At 70.7% G+C, this 18,338-nt stretch carries 15 protein-coding genes and 1 pseudogene; 13 read left to right on the forward strand and 3 right to left on the reverse strand.

Annotation, left to right across the window (positions count from 1 at the left end):
• Positions 1-91: 91 nt before the first annotated feature.
• The 13 genes and pseudogenes from OG985_RS34795 to OG985_RS34855 all read left to right on the forward strand — a co-directional run bounded on the left by OG985_RS34795 (position 92) and on the right by OG985_RS34855 (position 13,919).
• Positions 92-1,024 carry a carbohydrate ABC transporter permease gene (locus OG985_RS34795; RefSeq protein ID WP_371672330.1) on the forward strand — a complete coding sequence of 311 codons (933 nt, stop codon included), beginning with the start codon at positions 92-94 and terminating at the stop codon, positions 1,022-1,024.
• On the forward strand, positions 1,021-1,920 hold the full coding sequence (locus OG985_RS34800; RefSeq protein WP_371672331.1) for a carbohydrate ABC transporter permease: 900 nt from the start codon (positions 1,021-1,023) through the stop codon (positions 1,918-1,920). Before OG985_RS34795 ends, OG985_RS34800 begins: the two co-directional genes overlap by 4 nt.
• Positions 1,921-2,044: 124 nt before the next feature.
• Positions 2,045-3,211 carry a Gfo/Idh/MocA family protein gene (locus OG985_RS34805; RefSeq protein WP_371672332.1) on the forward strand — a complete coding sequence of 389 codons (1,167 nt, stop codon included), beginning with the start codon at positions 2,045-2,047 and terminating at the stop codon, positions 3,209-3,211.
• Positions 3,211-4,056 carry a PmoA family protein gene (locus tag OG985_RS34810; RefSeq protein WP_371672333.1) on the forward strand — a complete coding sequence of 282 codons (846 nt, stop codon included), beginning with the start codon at positions 3,211-3,213 and terminating at the stop codon, positions 4,054-4,056. Before OG985_RS34805 ends, OG985_RS34810 begins: the two co-directional genes overlap by 1 nt.
• On the forward strand, positions 4,053-5,576 hold the full coding sequence (locus tag OG985_RS34815; protein WP_371672334.1) for a family 43 glycosylhydrolase: 1,524 nt from the start codon (positions 4,053-4,055) through the stop codon (positions 5,574-5,576). Before OG985_RS34810 ends, OG985_RS34815 begins: the two co-directional genes overlap by 4 nt.
• A 126-nt stretch (positions 5,577-5,702) precedes the next feature.
• Positions 5,703-7,049 (forward strand): sugar ABC transporter substrate-binding protein, encoded by a 1,347-nt coding sequence (locus tag OG985_RS34820; RefSeq protein WP_371672335.1) that lies wholly within the window; start codon positions 5,703-5,705, stop codon positions 7,047-7,049.
• A gap of 157 nt (positions 7,050-7,206) precedes the next feature.
• Positions 7,207-8,001 carry a rhamnogalacturonan acetylesterase gene (locus OG985_RS34825; protein ID WP_371672336.1) on the forward strand — a complete coding sequence of 265 codons (795 nt, stop codon included), beginning with the start codon at positions 7,207-7,209 and terminating at the stop codon, positions 7,999-8,001.
• 36 nt (positions 8,002-8,037) lie between these two features.
• Positions 8,038-9,360, forward strand: coding sequence for a polysaccharide lyase family 1 protein (locus tag OG985_RS34830; protein ID WP_371672337.1), 1,323 nt, complete (start codon positions 8,038-8,040; stop codon positions 9,358-9,360).
• A gap of 87 nt (positions 9,361-9,447) precedes the next feature.
• Complete coding sequence (locus OG985_RS34835) at positions 9,448-10,578, forward strand: pectinesterase family protein (protein WP_371672338.1); 1,131 nt, start codon at positions 9,448-9,450, stop codon at positions 10,576-10,578.
• 1 nt (position 10,579) lies between these two features.
• Positions 10,580-11,611, forward strand: coding sequence for a pectinesterase family protein (locus tag OG985_RS34840; protein ID WP_371672339.1), 1,032 nt, complete (start codon positions 10,580-10,582; stop codon positions 11,609-11,611).
• Positions 11,598-11,846: pseudogene (locus tag OG985_RS34845) on the forward strand (hydrolase); the annotation flags it as partial. The gene OG985_RS34840 and the pseudogene OG985_RS34845, both read left to right, overlap by 14 nt.
• A 52-nt stretch (positions 11,847-11,898) precedes the next feature.
• The gene (locus tag OG985_RS34850; RefSeq protein ID WP_371672340.1) at positions 11,899-13,011 is read left to right on the forward strand and encodes a chondroitinase-B domain-containing protein; all 1,113 of its coding nucleotides are present in this window, start codon (positions 11,899-11,901) and stop codon (positions 13,009-13,011) included.
• A 110-nt stretch (positions 13,012-13,121) separates the two neighbouring features.
• Positions 13,122-13,919, forward strand: a complete 798-nt coding sequence (locus OG985_RS34855; RefSeq protein WP_371672341.1) for an HAD family acid phosphatase — start codon at positions 13,122-13,124, stop codon at positions 13,917-13,919.
• Positions 13,920-13,977: 58 nt separating this feature from the next.
• Here OG985_RS34855 and OG985_RS34860 read toward each other — a convergent pair whose 3' ends face one another.
• From OG985_RS34860 to OG985_RS34870, 3 genes are all read right to left on the reverse strand, one after another.
• Positions 13,978-16,179 (reverse strand): family 43 glycosylhydrolase, encoded by a 2,202-nt coding sequence (locus OG985_RS34860; RefSeq protein WP_371672342.1) that lies wholly within the window; start codon positions 16,177-16,179, stop codon positions 13,978-13,980.
• Between the two features lie 548 nt (positions 16,180-16,727).
• Positions 16,728-17,579 (reverse strand): hypothetical protein, encoded by an 852-nt coding sequence (locus tag OG985_RS34865; protein ID WP_371672343.1) that lies wholly within the window; start codon positions 17,577-17,579, stop codon positions 16,728-16,730.
• Positions 17,576-18,142, reverse strand: a complete 567-nt coding sequence (locus tag OG985_RS34870) for a SigE family RNA polymerase sigma factor (RefSeq protein ID WP_371672344.1) — start codon at positions 18,140-18,142, stop codon at positions 17,576-17,578. Before OG985_RS34870 ends, OG985_RS34865 begins: the two co-directional genes overlap by 4 nt.
• Positions 18,143-18,338 lie beyond the last annotated feature (196 nt).

Raw genomic sequence — 18,338 nt, forward strand, 5'->3', positions numbered from 1 at the left:
AGGACCACCCGCACCGCCAGAACGGCCAAGAACCAACCGCGCGACAAGAGAAAGCGCTTCCCCGCACGACGTACCAGAACGGAGAACTGTCATGGCCCAAGCCGCAGCCGTGGCGAAACCGCCCGCGCCACCCCGGCGACGCCGTGCCTCCGCCACGCCGCGCAGGCTCCCGTACCTGCTGATCGCCCCGGCGGCCCTGCTCATGCTGGGCTTCATCGCCTACCCGGTCATCAGCGTCTTCTACTACAGCCTGCAGAACTACAACCCCACCAAACCGTGGCGCAACGGCTACGCGGGCCTCGACAACTTCGTCCACGCCTTCACCGACGACCCGCAGTTCTGGGGCACGCTGACCTTCAGCGCCAAATGGGTGATCGTCGAGGTGGGACTGCAACTGCTGTTCGGCCTGGCGCTGGCCCTCATCGTCAACCAGACCTTCGTGGGCCGTTCGCTCGGCCGCGCGCTGGTCTTCTCCCCGTGGGCCGTCTCCGGCGTGCTGACCTCCGCCATCTGGGTACTGCTGTACAACTCCCAGACAGGCGTGACCCGTTACCTCGCGGACATGGGCATCGGCCAGTACGGCACCAGCTGGCTGTCGGACACCTCGACCGTGTTCCCGGCCGCGATCGTCGCCGACCTGTGGCGCGGTGTCCCCTTCTTCGCGATCCTCATCCTCGCCGACCTCCAGTCCGTGTCGAAGGACCTGTACGAGGCCGCCGAGGTCGACGGGGCGAGCCGGCTCAAGCAGTTCTGGCACATCACGCTGCCGCACCTGAAGGACGCCATCGTCCTGTCCACACTGCTGCGGGCGGTCTGGGAGTTCAACAACGTCGACCTGCTCTACACGCTCACCGGCGGCGGACCGGCCGGCGAGACGACCACGCTCCCGCTCTACATCGCCAACACCAGCGTCGACGCCCACAACTTCGGCTACGCGTCCGCCCTGACCACGGTCGCGTTCGTGATCCTGCTCTTCTGCTCGATGGTCTATCTGCGGCTGAGCAAGTTCGGAGGCGAGAAGTGATCACCACGGAGGCCACCAAGGTCGCGCCCGCCCCCGAGCGGGTGCCCGCCGCCCCCGACCAGCGCCCGCGCCGTGGCCGCCGGGCCTGGGACGAGGCCCCCCGCTGGCAGATCTACCTGCCGCTGGGCATCTACCTCGTCTTCACGCTGATCCCGTTCTACTGGATCCTGCTCTTCGCGCTGCGCCCGGCCGGCTCGACCTCACTGGTGCCCTGGCCGGTCACCTTCGACCACTTCGAGAAGGTGTGGACGGAACGGGCCTTCGGCACCTACTTCCAGAACAGCGTGCTGGTGGGCGTCGCCACCCTGTTCCTGACCACGGTCGTCGCCCTGGCCGGCGGCTACGCGCTCGCCCGGTTCGACTTCAAGGTCAAGCGGGCCTTCATGCTGGCCCTGCTGTGCACCCAGTTCGTGCCGGGCGCGCTCCTCCTGGTGCCGCTCTTCGAGATCTTCGCCAACCTCCAGATGATCAACTCGCTGGCCAGCGTGGTGATCGCCGAGACGGTCTTCCAGCTGCCGCTGTCGATCATCCTGATCAGCGGCTTCATCAAGAACGTGCCGTACACGCTGGAGGAGGCCGCCTGGGTCGACGGCTGCAACCGCCTCACCGGCTTCCGCATCGTCGTCCTGCCGCTGCTGCGGCCCGGCCTGATCGCGGTCGGCTCCTTCGCCTTCGTGCACGCCTGGAACCACTTCCTGTTCGCCCTGATGTTCCTCAGCGACCAGGGCAAGCAGACCATCCCGGTCGGCCTCAACACGCTGATGAGCGCGGACAGCGTCGACCTGGGCGCCCTGGCCGCGGGCGGCATCATCGCGGCCGTGCCCGTGGTGCTGGTGTTCGCCTTCATCCAGAAGTGGCTGATCACCGGCTTCAGCGCGGGGGCGGTGAAGGGATGACCAGAGCCGCCCGCGATCCCCGCACCCGCCCGCTCGGGAGCGTGCCTACCCTGCTCGGAAAGATCGACGGCGCCGATGCGGCCGACCGGAAGGCGGCGCGCGGCGCGGGCGCGGGGAGGATCCCATGACGAACAACGCACTGCCCGTCGTGCTCGCGGGCGCGCGCGGCCACGGCCGCTGGCACCTCGACAACATCCGCCGGCTCCAGGACAAGGGGATCGTCGAACTCGCCGGGATCTGCGAGCTCACCCCGCTCACCCCGGCCGAGCTCCCCGACGGCCTCGGCACGCCTGAGCAGTCCGCCGACTTCGGTGGTCTCCTGGACTCCACCGGTGCCCGGATCGCGGTGATCTGCACCCCGATCCCCACGCACACCGACCTGGCCCTGACGGCCGCGGGCCGGGGCGTCCACCTGCTGCTGGAGAAGCCGCCCGCGCCCTCGTACGCCGAGTTCCGCCGGATGGCCGACGGGGTCGCCGAGGCCGGTGTCGCCTGCCAGATCGGCTTCCAGTCGCTGGGCTCGCACGCCGTGCCCGCGATCCGGAAGCTGATCGCGGAGGGCGCGATCGGCGAGGTGGTCGGGATCGGCGGCGCCGGAGCGTGGGCGCGTGCGGAGGAGTACTACCGGCGTGCGCCGTGGGCGGGCCGGCGCAGGATGAACGGGGCCGACGTGATCGACGGGGTGCTGACCAACCCGCTCGCGCACGCCGTCGCCACCGCTTTGGCCCTCGGCGACTCCCCGCACGCGGAGGACGTCACCCGGATCGAGACCGAGCTGCTGCGCGCCAACGACATCGAGTCCGACGACACCTCGTGCGTCCGCGTCACCACCGCCGGGGGCCGGCCGATCACGGTCGCCGCGACCCTGTGCGCCGAGGACCCCGACGAGCCGTACGTCGTCGTCCACGGCACCAGCGGCCGGATCACCTTCTGGTACAAGCAGGACCGCGTGCTGCTCCAGCGGGCCGACCACGGCCCCGAGGAGTCCGAGTACGGCCGCACCGACCTGCTGGAGAACCTCGTCGAGCACCTCACCGACGGGACCGGGCTGCTGGTCGCCCCGGACTCGACCGGCGCGTTCATGAAGGTCGTCGAGGCCATCCGGCTCTCCCCCGACCCGGCCCCGCTGCCACGCGACGCCTGGCACCTGCTGGCCGACGAGAACCGCCGGGTGGTGCCCGGCATCGACGGGCTCGTCGCGGCCGCCGCCGACACCCTGGCCCTGTACTCGGAGCTCGGCGCCCCCTGGGCGGCGAGCGCGGAATCACTTCCCAAAGAGGTGAGCACCTGATGACGACCACCGACTCGCCGGTCCTGCGCATCGCGGGCCGCCCCGTCTGCCGTTACGTCACCCGGCCCGAACTGCCGGCCCGGCTCTCCCCGCGCCCGTACCTGCACCCGGTCACCACCCTGTCCGGTACGGCGGTCACCGAGCTCAGCCCGGCGGACCACACCCACCACCTCGGCGTCGGTGTCGCCGTTCCCGACGTCGAGGGGCACAACTTCTGGGGCGGGCGCACCTACGTCCGCGACCAGGGCCCGACCGAGCTGGACAACCACGGCGCCCAGCGCCACACGGCCTTCCAGCTGCGCGACCCCGACGGCTTCGTCGAGGAACTGCGCTGGGTGGCCGCGGGCGGCGAGCTGCTGCGTGAGCGGCGTACGGTCGCGGCCACCGAACTGACCGACGCCGCCTGGGCGCTGGACTTCACCTTCTCCCTGACCAACGTCACGCCGGACCCGCTGTCCATCGGCAGCCCCGCCACCAACGGACGCCCCGGCGCCGCCTACGGCGGCTTCTTCTGGCGCGCCCGCAAGGAGGACGACACCCCGGACGTGTTCACCGCCGACCGCGAGGGCGAGGAGGAGCTGCACGGCACCCGCGCCGACTGGCTCGCCCTCGCGGGCACCGGCTGGACGCTGGTCTTCGCCGGGGCCACGGAGCAGACCCGGCGGGACCCGTGGTTCGTGCGCACCGCCGAATACCCGGGCGTGGGCTCGTCGCTGGCCCACCGGGAGCGGCTGCCGATCGCCCCCGGTGACACCGTCGTCCGCCGGATCGTCACCGTTGTCGCCGACGGCCGTCTCGACCGGGACGCCGCCGCGGCCCTGGTCCGCAAGGCGGTGAACCAGTGACCGCCGAGCCGGCCGAGGAGACCTACCGCAACCCCGTCCTGAACGCCGACTGGTCCGACCCGGACGTCGTCCGCGTCGGCGACGACTTCTACCTGACCGCCTCCAGCTTCGGCCGCGTCCCCGGGCTGCCCCTGCTGCACTCCCGCGACCTGGTCAACTGGACGCTGATCGGCCATGCGCTCGAACGCCTGGAACCGGCGGCCGAGTTCAGCTTGCCGCGCCACGACTGCGGGGTCTGGGCGCCGTCGTTGCGGCACCACGACGACCGTTTCTGGATCTTCTGGGGCGACCCCGACCAGGGCATCTTCCAGATCAACGCCCCCGAGATCAGGGGCCCCTGGACCCGCCCGCACCTGGTCAAGGAGGGCAAGGGCCTGATCGACCCCTGTCCCCTGTGGGACGAGGAGACCGGCGAGGCCTATCTGGTGCACGCCTGGGCCACATCCCGTGCGGGCGTCAAGAACCGGCTGACCGGCCACCGTATGCACCCGGACGGCACCTCGCTCATGGACGAGGGCAAGGTGATCGTCGAGGGTGACCGCATCCCCGGCTGGTTCACCCTCGAAGGGCCCAAGCTCTACCGGCACGACGGCTGGTTCTGGATCCTGGCTCCCGCCGGGGGAGTGGAGACCGGCTGGCAGGGCGCCTTCCGTTCGCGCGGCTTCTTCGGGCCGTACGAGGAGAAGGTCGTCCTGGAGCAGGGGGACACCGACGTCAACGGACCCCACCAGGGCGGCTGGGTGCGCACCCCGTCCGGTGAGGACTGGTTCGTGCACTTCCAGCAGCGGGGCGCGTACGGCAGGGTCGTGCACCTCCAGCCGATGCGCTGGGACGGCGCGGACGGCTGGCCGGTGCTCGGGGACGACGGCGCCCCCGTGGCCGTGCACCGGCGGCCCGCCCTGCCGCCGCAGCAGGCCGCCGCGCCCGCCACCGACGACGACTTCCCCGGCGGGCGGTACGGCCGCCAGTGGCAGTGGACGGCCAACCCCCAGGCCGGCTGGGCCACCCAGCACTCCGGCGACGGGCTGCGGCTGGCCTGCGTCCGCTCGGCCGGCGCGCACGACCTGCGCACCCTGCCGAACCTGCTCACCCAGCGGCTGCCCGGCATCCCCGCGGCCGTCGAGGTGGACCTGCGGCTGCACAGCGAGGAGCCGGGCGCCCGCGCCGGACTCGCGGTGCTCGGTGACGCGTTCGGCTGGATCGGACTCCAGCGGGGCGCCGACGGCACCGTCCACCTGGTGCACCGCTTCGCCGAACCGGTCGCCGACCGGGAGCGGGACGCCGGTCACCCGTGCCTCGCGCCCGAGGGACGCGCGCGGCTGCGGATCGAGATCGGCGCCGGAGCCCGCTGCCGCTTCTTCCACGACGTCGGCACCGGCCCTCGCCCCTCGGGACCGGTCTTCGCCGCCACCCCCTGGCACTGGGTGGGAGCCCTGCTCGGCCTGTTCGCCCTCGCGCCCGTCGGCCCCGGCCACGCCGGCGCCGCCACGTTCACGCACTTCCGGATCACCCCCCTGTAAGCCACACGACTCGCACGCCTGTTGGGAGCCGCAATGACGCACCTCCGTAGCAAGCGCTTGCCGAAGCCGCGCGAACCCCGCACCACGTCACATCTCCGTTGGATCCAGAAGAAGAGAGCCGATCACATGAAGACCAGCATCCGCAGAAGCAGGCGCGCCGCCATCGCCGTCGCCCTGGGCGCTGCGCTCGCGCTGACCGCCACCGCCTGCGGCGACGACGGCAGCGGCACGGGCGGCGACAAGGGCGCCGAGGGCAGCGGCAAGGGACAGGTCCTCTTCTGGGACAACAACGGCGGTGTCCGCACCGACATCTGGAAGGAGGTCATCGCCGACTTCGAGAAGGCCAACCCGGACATCGAGGTCAAGTACGTCGGCATCGCCTCCACCGAGTACCAGTCCAAGGTCGACACCGCGATCCAGGGCGGCGGTCTGCCGGACGTCGGCGGTGTCGGCGCGGCCATGCTCGCGGGCTTCGCCGCCCAGAAGGTGCTGGACCCGCTGGACGACCGGCTCGCCAAGTCGTCCCTCGACGGCAAGCTCAACGAGGACATGGTCAAGTCGCTGAAGGCGGCCGGCGGCGGTGACGGCACGCTGTACTCGATCCCGACCTCCGCCAACAACGGCGTCCTCTACTACCGGACCGACCTGTTCGAGCAGGCGGGCCTGGACGAGCCGACGACCTGGGACAAGTTCTACGAGGCCGCGGACAAGCTCACCGACGCGGACAAGAACAAGTTCGGCTACACCATCCGCGGTGGCGCCGGCTCGATCGCCCAGGCGCTGGACGCGATGTACGGGCAGTCCGGCATCACGTCGTTCTGGGACGCGAGCGGTGACAAGACCACCGTCAACGACCCGAAGAACGTGGCGGCGCTGGAGAAGTACGCCGCTCTCTACAAGAAGGACACCCCGTCCGCCGACCTCAACAACGACTTCACCAAGATGGTCGCCCAGTGGGACTCCGGCACCATCGGCATGCTGAACCACAACCTGGGTTCCTACCAGGACCACGTGAAGGCGCTCGGCGCCGACAGGTTCCGGGGCATCCCGCAGCCGGTCGGCGCCACCGGCAAGCGGGTGCAGGTGTCCAACCCCGTGGACGGGCTCGGGCTGTTCAAGAACTCCAAGAACAAGGGAGCCGCCTGGAAGTTCATCGAGTTCGCCACCTCGCACGCGGAGAGCTCCAAGTTCAACGAGTCGGCCGGGCAGGTCCCGTCGAACAACGACGCGGCCAAGGACGCCTGGATCTCCAAGGCGGAGCCGACCAAGCTGGCCGCCGCCGCGCTGACCGACGGTTCCACGACCATCGTGCAGCTGCCGTACTACCTGCCGGACTGGAACACCATCTCCAAGGCCGACAACGAGCCGAACTTCCAGAAGGTCCTGCTCGGCAAGATGAGCGCGAAGGACTTCCTGGACACGGTGGCCGACCAGCTGAACGCGGCGCAGGCCGAGTGGAAGCAGCGCGGCTAACTCCGCCGGTCGGTGCCGTACGCGGTCGGTCCGGGGTGGTGAGGTCGTGCTCGATCCCCGGACCGGCCGTGGCCCGGCGCGCCCACGCGGCGCGGCCGAACACGCCCACAGCCCCGCCTCCGAAGAACCCATCTCCCTGTTGAGAGGTGCACTTCCCGTGTCCCTTACCCGTAGACAGGTCACCGGCGCGGCTCTCGCCGCCCTCCCCCTCGCCCTCGGCGCCGTCGGTACCGCGCAGGCCTCCGGGCGCCGCCGCACCCTCTACATCGCCGGTGATTCCACCGCCGCCCAGAAGTACGCCGACGCCGCGCCGGAGACCGGATGGGGGATGGCGCTGCCGTTCTTCCTGCACCGGGACCGGCCCGTCGCCAACCACGCGGTGAACGGGCGCAGTTCGAAGAGCTTCGTCGACGAGGGCCGGCTCGACGTCGTCCTCGACGCGATCCGCCCGGGTGACCTCCTGCTCATCCAGTTCGCGCACAACGACGAGAAGACCACCGACCCGGTCCGCTACACCGAGCCCTGGACGACGTACCAGGACTACCTGCGGCAGTACGTCGACGGCGCACGGGCCCGGGGCGCCCGACCGGTGCTCGCCACCCCCGTCGAGCGGCGGCGGTTCGACGCGGACGGCAACGCCGCGCCGAGCCACGGCGACTACCCGGCGGCGATGCGCGCGCTCGCCGGGCAGGAGCGCGTGGCGCTGCTCGACATCCAGGCCCTGTCGCTCGCGCTGTGGCAGAAGCTCGGCGTCGAGGAGACGAAGAAGTACTTCAACTGGACGGCGACCGAGCAGGACAACACGCACTTCAACCCGCCGGGCGCGATCGCCGTGGCCCGGCTCGTCGTGCGGGAGCTGCTGCGCACGCGGGTGCTCGCGCCGCGCGAGGTGCGCCGGCTCGACGAGGAGATCCCCGAGTCCTGGATCACCTGGCCGCCGGCCACCGCGTGACCCACCACTGACGAACCGGAAAGAGAGAGCCGCACCATGAACACACAGAAATGGCATGGGCATGCCACAGCAGTCCGTGTGGCCGCGTCGATCGGCTGCGCCGCGCTCGTCCTGTCCGTGACCGGCACCGCCGCCCAGGCCAAACCCGGCGACCCCGCCCGGCAGACCCTCGCCGCGAACGACGGCTGGGCCGCGTACGGCACCGGCACCACCGGAGGCGCGGCCGCCGACGCCGCGCACGTGCACACCGTCACCACCTGGGCCGGGTTCAAGGCCGCCCTCGCCGCCGACGGCAGCGCGCCGAAGATCATCAAGGTGAAGGGCACGATCGACGCGGTCTCCGAAGGCTGCGACTCCCTCGCCGCGCCCGGCTACGACTTCGACGACTACCTCGCGACGTACGCCCCGGAGAGCTGGGGCCTGGACACCGACCTGAGCGCCGAGCCCGACGACAGCCCCGAGGGCCTGCGCCGCGTGTCCGCCGCGAACCAGGACCAGACCATCAAGGCCGTCGTCCCCGCCAACACCACCATCATCGGCATCGGGAAGAACGCCGGCTTCAAGGGCGCCAGCCTGCAGATCAAGGCCGTCGACAACGTCATCGTCCGCAACCTGACGTTCGAGAGCCCCGTGGACTGCTTCCCGCAGTGGGACCCCACCGACGGCGACAAGGGCAACTGGAACTCCGAGTACGACACCGCCGTCGTCTACGGCTCCACGCACGTCTGGCTCGACCACAACACCTTCACCGACGGCGGTCACCCCGACAGCGCGGCGCCGACCTACTTCGGCATGCTCTACCAGCAGCACGACGGGGAACTGGACATCGTCCGCGGCGCCGACTACGTCACCGCCTCCTGGAACGCCTTCACCGAGCACGACAAGACGATCCTGATCGGCAACAGCGACAGCGAGTCGACGGCCGCGGGCGACCGGGGCCACCTCAAGGTCACCTTCCACCACAACCTGTTCTCCGGTCTGGTGGAGCGTGCCCCGCGCGTGCGCTTCGGACAGGTCGACTCCTACAACAACCACTTCGTCGCCGACGACTCCTACTCCTACAGCTTCGGCATCGGCAAGGAGTCCCAACTGGTCGCCCAGCACAACGCGTTCACACTGCCGGCCGGGGTCAGCGCGGCCAAGGTGCTGAAGCGGTGGAACGTGTCGCCGGTCACCGCCGACGACAACTACGTCAACGGCACCGCGACCGACCTCATCGCCGTCCACAACGCGCAGATCCCCGGCGAGGTCCTCCAGTCCGGCGCGGGCTGGACGCCCACCCTGCGCACCAAGGTCGACCCCGTGAAGTCCGTTCCCCGGATCGTCGACTGCGGAGCGGGCGCCGGACGCCTGGGCTGATCCCCGTACGACGGCCGGGGCGGCCCGCACCGCATCGCCCCGCCCCGGCCCCCGACCCGCACAGCCGCACCGCGAAGGAGCACCCGCATGCCCTCGCCCCACCCCCGGCTCCCCCTGTCCAGAAGGGGATTCCTGCTCGCGGGCGCCGGCACGGCCGCCGCCCTCGGCCTCGCCGCCAGGCCCGCCCGCGCCGCCACCGGAAGGCGCCCGTTCGGCCGGTACGGCTCACCGGCCGCCCGCCTCACCCCGCAGACCCTGTACGTCGACCCGCACGGACGCGGTGACGTCACCTCCGTCCGGGACGGCGTGGCCGCCGCGACCGGCAGCGGCCGGACCCTGGTCATCGCCCCCGGCATCTACCGGGACACGATCGCCCTCGACGTCACCCGCGCCGAGGCGACCTGGATCGGCGCCTCCGAGGACCCGCGTGACACGGTCATCGTGTACGACAACGCGGCCGGCACCCCCAAGCCCGGCGGCGGCACCTACGGCACCACCGGGTCGGCCACCACCACCGTGCAGGCCGACGGCTTCACCGCCCGCTGGATCACCTTCGCCAACGACTGGCTGCGCGCCGACCACCCCGACATCACCGGCACCCAGGCCGTCGCCGTCAAGGTGCAGGGCGACCGCGGCGCCTTCCACCACTGCCGCTTCCTCGGCCACCAGGACACCCTGTACGCCGACTCCATGGCCCTCGGCACGTTCGCCCGCCAGTACTACGCGCACTGCTACGTCGAAGGAGACGTCGACTTCGTCTTCGGCCGGGCGACGGCGGTGTACGACAACTGCCACTTCCACACCCTCGACCGCACCGACCTGGCGGGCGCCCCCTACGGCTTCGTCTTCGCGCCCTCGACGGCCGGCGCCAACCCGCGCGGCTACCTGGTGACCCGGAGCCGTGTCTCCGGCGAAGCCCCCGACGCCTTCTACAAACTGGCCCGCCCCTGGGTGCCCAGCTCCGACACCACCGCCCACCCGTCGCTCACCGTCCGGGACACCCACCTCGGCCCCGGTGTCGACCCGGTCGCGCCCTACACCAACATGTCGGACGCCTTCCCCTGGCAGAGCCAGCGCTTCGCCGAGTACCGCAACACCGGTCCGGGAGCCAGGATCACGGTTCCCGGCAACCGCCCCCAACTCACCGCCGAACAGGCCCGTTCGGCGACCCGCGCCACCTACCTGGGGGACTGGGCGCCCTGGAAGGAGGAGTGCTGACATGCGCAGACGCGCCCTGCTGGCAGGCATCGCCGGCGCCCTGGCCGTCACCGGCACGACCCCCGCCCTCGCCTCCGGCCGCCGTGTCCTGCACGTCCGCCCCGGGGACTCCCTCCAGGCGGCCGTGGACCGCGTCGACGGCCCCGGCCAGACGATCGTCGTACACCCGGGGACCTACCGGGAGATCGTCAGCGTCCCCGCCACGGCGGGTGAGCTGACCCTGCGCGGGGCCGGCCGCGACCCGCGGGACACGGTCATCGTGTACGACAACGCCAACGGCACACCCAGGCCCGACGGCAGCGGCACCTACGGCACGGCGGGCTCCGCCACCTTCACCTCCGCCGCCCCCGGTCTCACCGTCCGCGACCTCACCCTCGCCAACGACTGGCTGCGCGCCGACCACCCCGAGATCACCGGCACACAGGCGGTGGCGGCCCATACGTACGGCGACCGCACCCACTTCGACAACGTGCGGCTGCTGGCCCACCAGGACACCCTCTTCACCGAGACGACGGCGCTGGACGCCTTCGACCGGCAGTACTTCCACCGCTGCTACATCGAGGGTGACGTCGACTTCGTCTTCGGGCGGGCGACCGCCGTCTTCGAGTCGTGCCACTTCCACACGCTGCGACGGGACGTGGCCTTCACCCCCAAGGGCATGGTCTTCGCCCCTTCCACGGCCCGTGCCAACCCCTACGGTCTCCTCGCCGTCCGAAGCCGGATCACCTCCGGCGCGGAGGACGGGGCGTACAAGATCGCCCGGCCGTGGGTGCCGTCGTACGAGACGACCGCCTGGCCCTCACTGGTCGTGCGGGACACCTGGATCGGCCCCGGCATCGACGCGGTCGCCCCGTACACGAACATGCGGGACGCCTACCCCTGGCAGACCATGCGCTTCCACGAACACGCCAACTCCGGTCCGGGCGCGGTCACCACGGTGCCGGAGAACCGGCCGCGGCTGACCGCCGAGGAGGCCGCCCGGCACACCCGGCGGACCTATCTGCGGGACTGGAGGCCGTATGAGCGGCCATGACCAGGTGGGACGGCGGGCGTTCGTGGTCGGCGCCGGGGCGGCGCTGCTGACCGCGCAGGCCGCCGGAGCCCAGGCCGAGGCGGCGGTCGTCGACGGTCCGCTGCCCGACTTCCACCCCGCCCTCAAGGCGGAGCTGACCTTCCCGCTCGCCTGGGGCAGGTCCCCGGTGCGCGACGTCCGCGCCTGGCGCCGCGCCGTCCGCGCCACCGTCGAGGAGCACCTGCTCGTCCCCCGGACCTTCCCCCTGAAAGACCTTCCCCCTGAACGACGGAAAGGACCCGCACTCCATGTCTCGTCGTACCGCTCTCGCGGCCGTCGCCGCCCTCACCCTGGGCGCCGGCCTCGCCGTGCTCCCCACCCAGGCGCAGGCCGCCACCGTGGTCGTCAGCACCACCACGGACCTGTCGAACGCCCTCAAGAACGCCACCGCCGGCACCGTCATCCAGGTCCGCGGCGGCACCTACTACCCGACGGCCACCCTCCAGTCCACGGCCAACGGCAGCTCCTCCGCGCCGGTCACGCTCACCGCGTACGGCTCGGAGACCGTGAAGATCGACGGCTCGTCGCTGCCCGACGGCGACTGGATCTTCAAGCTGACCGCCGACTACTGGAACGTCTCCGGCATCACCTTCCAGAACTCCCCGGACAGCGCGGTCGTCTGCCAGTCCTGCACCGGCACCAACTGGAACAACGTCAAGACCATCAACGGCGGCGACTCCGGCTTCACCCTCACCGGGGACGGGACCGTGAACAACACGGTCAGGAACCTCGACTCCTACGGCCACTACGACGCCGCCAACCACGGCGAGAACGCCGACGGCGTCGCCGTGAAGTTCGGCTCCGGCACCGGCAACCTCATCACCGGAGCGCGCCTCTACAACAACTCGGACGACGGGATCGACTTCTGGTCCTTCTCCTCGCCCGTCACCGTCGAGCACACCTGGTCCTTCGGCAACGGCGCCAACCGCTGGTCCGACTCGGCCTTCGCGGGTGACGGCAACGGCTACAAACTCGGCGGCGACGGCGAGGTGGTCGCCCACGTCGTCAACAACTCGGCCGCCTGGGGCAACGCCGGCAACGGCTTCACCGAGAACTCCAACACCGGCACGCTCGTCATCAACCGCACCACCGCCTACGCCAACAGCAAGTGGGGCTACTACTTCGCCACCAGCTCCGCCAAGCTCGGCAAGAACCTCGCCGTAAGCAGCGGCAGCGGCTCGGTCAGCAAGGGTTCGAAGGTCACCTCGTCCGGCAACAACTGGGACTCCGGGATCTCCCCGCCGGCCTTCAGGTCGACGGACGCGTCGAGCACGTACAACGCCCGCGCGTCCGACGGCTCCCTGCCGGCGACGACCTTCCTGACGACCGGCAGCACCACCATCGGGGCCACCATGAACTGACCAGGCCCACCCGGCACCCGGCCGCTTGACCCGATTTTTGCCTGTGCGCGAGGTCTCGATCAGGCAACGGGTCTCGCGTCCGGCGGGGTGACGCGCGTAGAACACCTGTCATGCATAAGCCACTACGTATCGCGGCGATCGCCGCAGCGTGTGCCGTCGCCGGTGCCGCCCTGTACGGCACCGGTGCCGCCACGGCCGGCCAGTCCACGGCCAACTCCACCCACGAGCCCTACAACATCGGGCTCCTGGTGAAGGACATCGACACCTACTACGGCACCACGCCCGACGCCGCCGGCGTGTACCAGGCGTCCCCGGACAGCCCGTACGCCAAGGACCTCGCGCGACTCGACAAGGCCGCGCGCACCTACATCGACCAGGCGGCCCGCAAGGCCCACCACAAGCGCGAGAAGCCCGCGGTCGTCTTCGACATCGACGACACGCTGCTGCTCAGTCTCGACTACGAGAAGCGCTACAACTACACGTACAACCCGACCACGTGGGCCGACTACGTGAACAAGGCCGACCGTCCGGCCGTCTTCGGCAGCCCGGAGCTCGTGCGCTACGCCGAGTCCAAGGGCGTCGAGGTCTTCTACAACTCGGGTCTGAGCGAGGCGCAGCGGTCCGCCGCCGTCGAGAACCTGAAGAAGATCGGCGCCGATGTGAACCTCGACGCCGACCACGTCTTCCTCAAGGACAAGGCGAACCCGCCGTCCTACCTGAGCGCCTGCGCCACCCCCGGCACCTGGAACTGCACGACCGTGCAGTACAAGGCCGGCACCCGCAAGCACATCGAGCAGGACCTCGGGTACGAGATCGTCGCCAACTTCGGCGACCAGTACTCCGACCTCGACGGCGGCTACGCCGACCGGACGTACAAGCTGCCGAACCCGACGTACTTCGTCAGCTAGTGCCCCGACAGGCAACGTTCGCCCCGTCGCGCAAACGTTGCCTGCCGCGGCACCGGGCTCACCGCGAGCGCACGGGTGCGACCGACTCCAGCGTCGGCACCACCGGTTCGATGGTGCCGTCGGCCGCGAACTCCAGGCGGTCGACGGTGGTCTCGCGGTGCGTGCCGTCACCACCCGGCTTCCCGGGCCCGTTGAGGGCGAACCGGTGGTAGACGACGTACCAGTCGTCGGTGCCGGGCGTGTTCACCACCGAGTGGTGGCCGGTGCCGAGGATGCCGTACTCGGGGCGCTTGGACAGGATCGTCCCCCGCTCGGTCCACGGGCCGAGCGGGGACGGGCCGGTCGCGTAGGCGACGTGGTAGTTCTCGCTGCGGGTGTCGTCCTCGGACCACATGAAGTAGTACGTGCCCTTGCGCTTGATCACGAAGGATCCCTCGCGGAAGTCGTCCGGGGTGATGTCCTTCACCTTCGCGGCGTCGTACGAGGTCATGTCGTCGTTCAGCGGCACCACGTACCCGTGCCCGTTGCCCCAGTAGAGATACGACGTCCCGTCGTCGTCCGTGAAGACGGCCGGGTCGATCATCTGGCCGCTCAGCGAACCGCCCTTCGCCACCAGGGGCTTGCCCAGCGCGTCCTTGAAGGGGCCGGCGGGGGAGTCGGCCACCGCCACGCCGATCTGCTGTTCGGCGCAGAAGTAGAAGTAGTACTTACCGTCGCGCTCGGCGATCGCCGGCGCCCAGGCGTTCCTGTCGGCCCAGCTCACGTCCGGACCCAGGTCGAGGACGACGCCGTGGCCCTTCCAGTGGACCAGGTCCTTCGAGGAGTAGGCCTTGAACCGCGTCCCGCTCCAGCCCTGGAAGCCGTCCGTCGTCGGGTAGATCCAGTACTCGCCGTTCAGGTGGTGCACGTCCGGGTCGGCGTTGAGGCCGGGCAGGACGGGACTTCGGGTCACCGCCGCCTCGACCGTCCAAGTGCGCTTCGTACCGTCCGCGGCCGTGACGGTGTACGTCCGCGGTGTGCGGAAGTCCCGCCGCGTACCGGACTTGGGGCTCACGGTCGCGCCTTCGCCCACGTGAATCCTCGGAGCGAGGCCGCGCCGGTCGGCGCCGGGCTCCATCGGCAGCACCACCTTCGACGCGGCCTCCGTGACGATCGCGTACCCCCGCTGCCCCTGGGCCGTCGCGTCCACGACCGACGTGGGAGTGGCGGGATACGCGGCGAGCAGCCGGTCGTACTCCTTCTGCGTCACCGGCAGCACGGTGCCGTGTCGCGGGCTGGCGGGCAGTTGGTAGTCCGTGGACGGGGTCCACTCGCCCGAGTCGAGGTCGGTGGTCTCGAAGGGGACGTAGCCGCGGCCGCCGTACTCGTCGATGAACAGGTACCACTTCTTCTCGGTGTTCGACCTGAACACCGTCGGCCCCTCGCCCCGCTCCATCGCGCCGCTGCCGACGCAGTCCGCGACGAGGTCGTACGTGGTGGAGGTCAGGCTCGTCGACTTCTCCCCGGTGATGAACTTGGCGCAGGGCGAGCTGGAGGTGGGGTCCCGCTCGTCCTTGGTGTAGCGGTAGTAGGTGTCCCTGTACTTCACGACCGTCGAGTCGATGACCGAGTAGCCGGGATCGTCCCAGACCTTGGGCGCGCCGAAGGTGCGGAAGTCCTTCGTGGTCGCGTACATCATCCTGTTGTACGTCGAGCCCGTGTGGCCGGGGTCGTCGTCGGCGTACAGCTTCGACGCCCAGAAGACGACGTACTCACCGAGCGACTCGTCCCAGTACGCCTCCGGCGCCCAGGTGTTGCCCGCGCTGTCCGGGGCGACCTTCACCATGCGCCGGTCGGTCCAGTGGACCAGGTCGGTGGACTCCCAGATCATGATTGACTTGCTGCCGTGCCGCTGGACGTCGTCCCAACTGCCGCTGCTGTTGCGGTACATCCTCAGGTCGGTGGCGATCAGGTAGAAGGTGTCGCCCTTCGGTGAGCGGATCACGAAGGGATCGCGCAGCCCCTTCTCCCCGATGGTCGACGTCAGGACCGGCTTGCCGGCGTTCAGCTCCCGCCAGTGCAATGGGTCGTTGTCGCGGCTGAGGGCGTAGCGGATCTGTTCGCCGTCGGCGGTGCCCTCGCCGGTGAAGTAGGCGAAGAGGTAGCCGGCGTACCGGGGGTGTTTCACGGGCGGGGCTCCTGAGTGCGCGGTGCCGGACGGGGCGGCGAGCAGGGTGAGGAGGAGGGCGAGACAGGCGAGGAGCGCGGCTCGTAGGCGCATGGGCGGTCCTGTCGGAGTGTGGGGGTTTCTGTTGAGTGGTGCGCCCTCGGAGTCTCGCCAGCGGGCAACGAGACGTCAATCGATGAGAGCGGGATGAGAACCGGCGAAAGTTTCGGTCGTTCTCGCTCCGCCCGGGCAACCTCTTCCGGCCGCGGCGGCGACTGGTCTGCGCGGCAACCCCCGGGATGTCTTCCTCACGACGGGGTCCACGGCGATCGGCTCGACCATGGACCGACCCGACGGACCGACCCGTCGGGAGCACCCGCCAACTGGGAACGCCCCCGCCGGTCGTCACCGGCGGGGGCGTCCTGGCCGCCGGTCGAGGGGGGCTCTGACCGGCGCTCTGCCGGCTGAGGGGGGCTCAAGCCGGCAGGTCTGTCGCGTCGGACCAGGTGCCCGTCCTCCGCACTGGTGAAGACGCGGAATGCCCACGTGTGGTTGTTTCTGGTCTCCGATGTTCGATGCGTGATCAGACGTTGCGCAGGGGGAGGGCCCCGCGCTCCATGGTCGCCACCGGCACGGAAAAGGTTGCCGCGCCCCGGGACGTGTCAGGAGTCGCCCTCGTCGTCCGTGTGGGCGGCGAAGTCGCCCGACACGGCGCGCTGTTCGCCGGCCGCCGTGGCCCTGACCGTGTAGCCGTCGTCCTTCGCGTCCCGGCCGCCGCGGTCGTGGTCGTACTGACCGGCGAACACCCACTCGCCCTTCGGGACCGTACGGCCCTCCTTGAGCACCCAGGTGTAGACGAGGAAGCCGTCCCGCTCGCCGACCGTCAGCGTGAAGTCGTCCTCCGGCAGCGAGCGCCAGGCACCGGCGGAGTGGACCCCGCCGGTCTGCGCGACGCTCAACTGGACGGTGAGCGCGGTCAGCTTCCCGGACGCCTTGATCGTGATGTTGCTCTGCGCCCAGAAGTCGTTGCTGTGCGGGTCCACCGAGCCGTCCGACCACAGCGGGCCGTCCTTCTCCCCGTCCGCCGGCGGCAGCAGGCCGGCGGAGGCGGAGGTGGAGGCGGAGGGCGTCCGCGCGGGGGAACCGCTGGACCTCTGCGCCGACGGTGTGCTCGGCGTCGACCGCACCGGCGGAACGGGCGCGCGGCTCGTCGCCTCCGGCGACGGCGGGGGCGTCTGTGTGACCTCGACCGTCTTCTGCGGCGTGGCGTCCTCCTTCACCGCGGAGGCGACCGCGTAGCCGCCGACGGCGAGCATGCCCGCGACCGCGGCCGTGGCGCTCACCACCCGCACCCAGCCCCACACGGGCGGACGGGTGGCCCGGTGGCCGGGGCGGTCGGGCTCGCTCATACCGCGCTCGATCCTGGCCAGGATGCGAGCCCGGTCGGGTTCGTGGCTCTCGGCCGCCTCGTGCAGCCGGGCGCGCAGCTCGCCGGGCACGTCCTGCTGCCTCATCGGTTCCTCCCTCCGCTCTCGTCGCCGCGCCCCATCGCCGCGTGCACCTTCTGCGGCACGCCCTGTGTCCCGAGCAGCCGCTGGAGTTCGGCCATCCCCTTCGACGTCTGGCTCTTCACCGTACCGACCGAGACACCCAGCGTGAGCGCGGTGTCCTTCTCGGAGAGGTCGAAGGCGTGCCGGAGCACGACACAGGCCCGCTTGCGGAACGGCAGCCGGCGCAGCGCGTCCTGGACGTCCACCACGCCCGCCACGTCGGGGTCGTCGGTCCGCTCGTCCCGCTGGGACCAGAACAGGGCGACGCGCCGCCGCTCGCGCACCGCGCTGCGGATCCGGGTGCGGGCCAGGTTCGCGACGACTCCGCGCGCGTACGCCACCGGATGATCGGCCGCGCGCACCCGGTCCCAGCGGTGCCACAGGGCCAGCAGGGCGTCCGCGGCCAGATCGTCGGCGGCGTCCGCCTCGCCGGTCAACATATGGGCCAGGCGCGAGAGTTCGGCGTAGTGGCGCTCGAAGAAGGCGTGGAACTCCACGGAGGCGGCGTCGTCGACGACCGTGCCCACGGGCGACCTCTCTTCGGGCGGCGGGGGCGTCCCGCGAGGCGGACGCCTGTGCGTGTCATGTGAATGACATGTGAGCGTCCGGGGTGGCCGGGACGCGATCGGGAAGCGTAGCAGTGATCGACCGTCCGTTTTCGTACAGGGCATCGAACGCGAAAGCGCGGCACCAGCCCGATTCCGTAACACGGAGAAAACCTGG

The sequence above is a fragment of the Streptomyces sp. NBC_00289 genome (assembly GCF_041435115.1).
GTDB lineage: Bacteria > Actinomycetota > Actinomycetes > Streptomycetales > Streptomycetaceae > Streptomyces.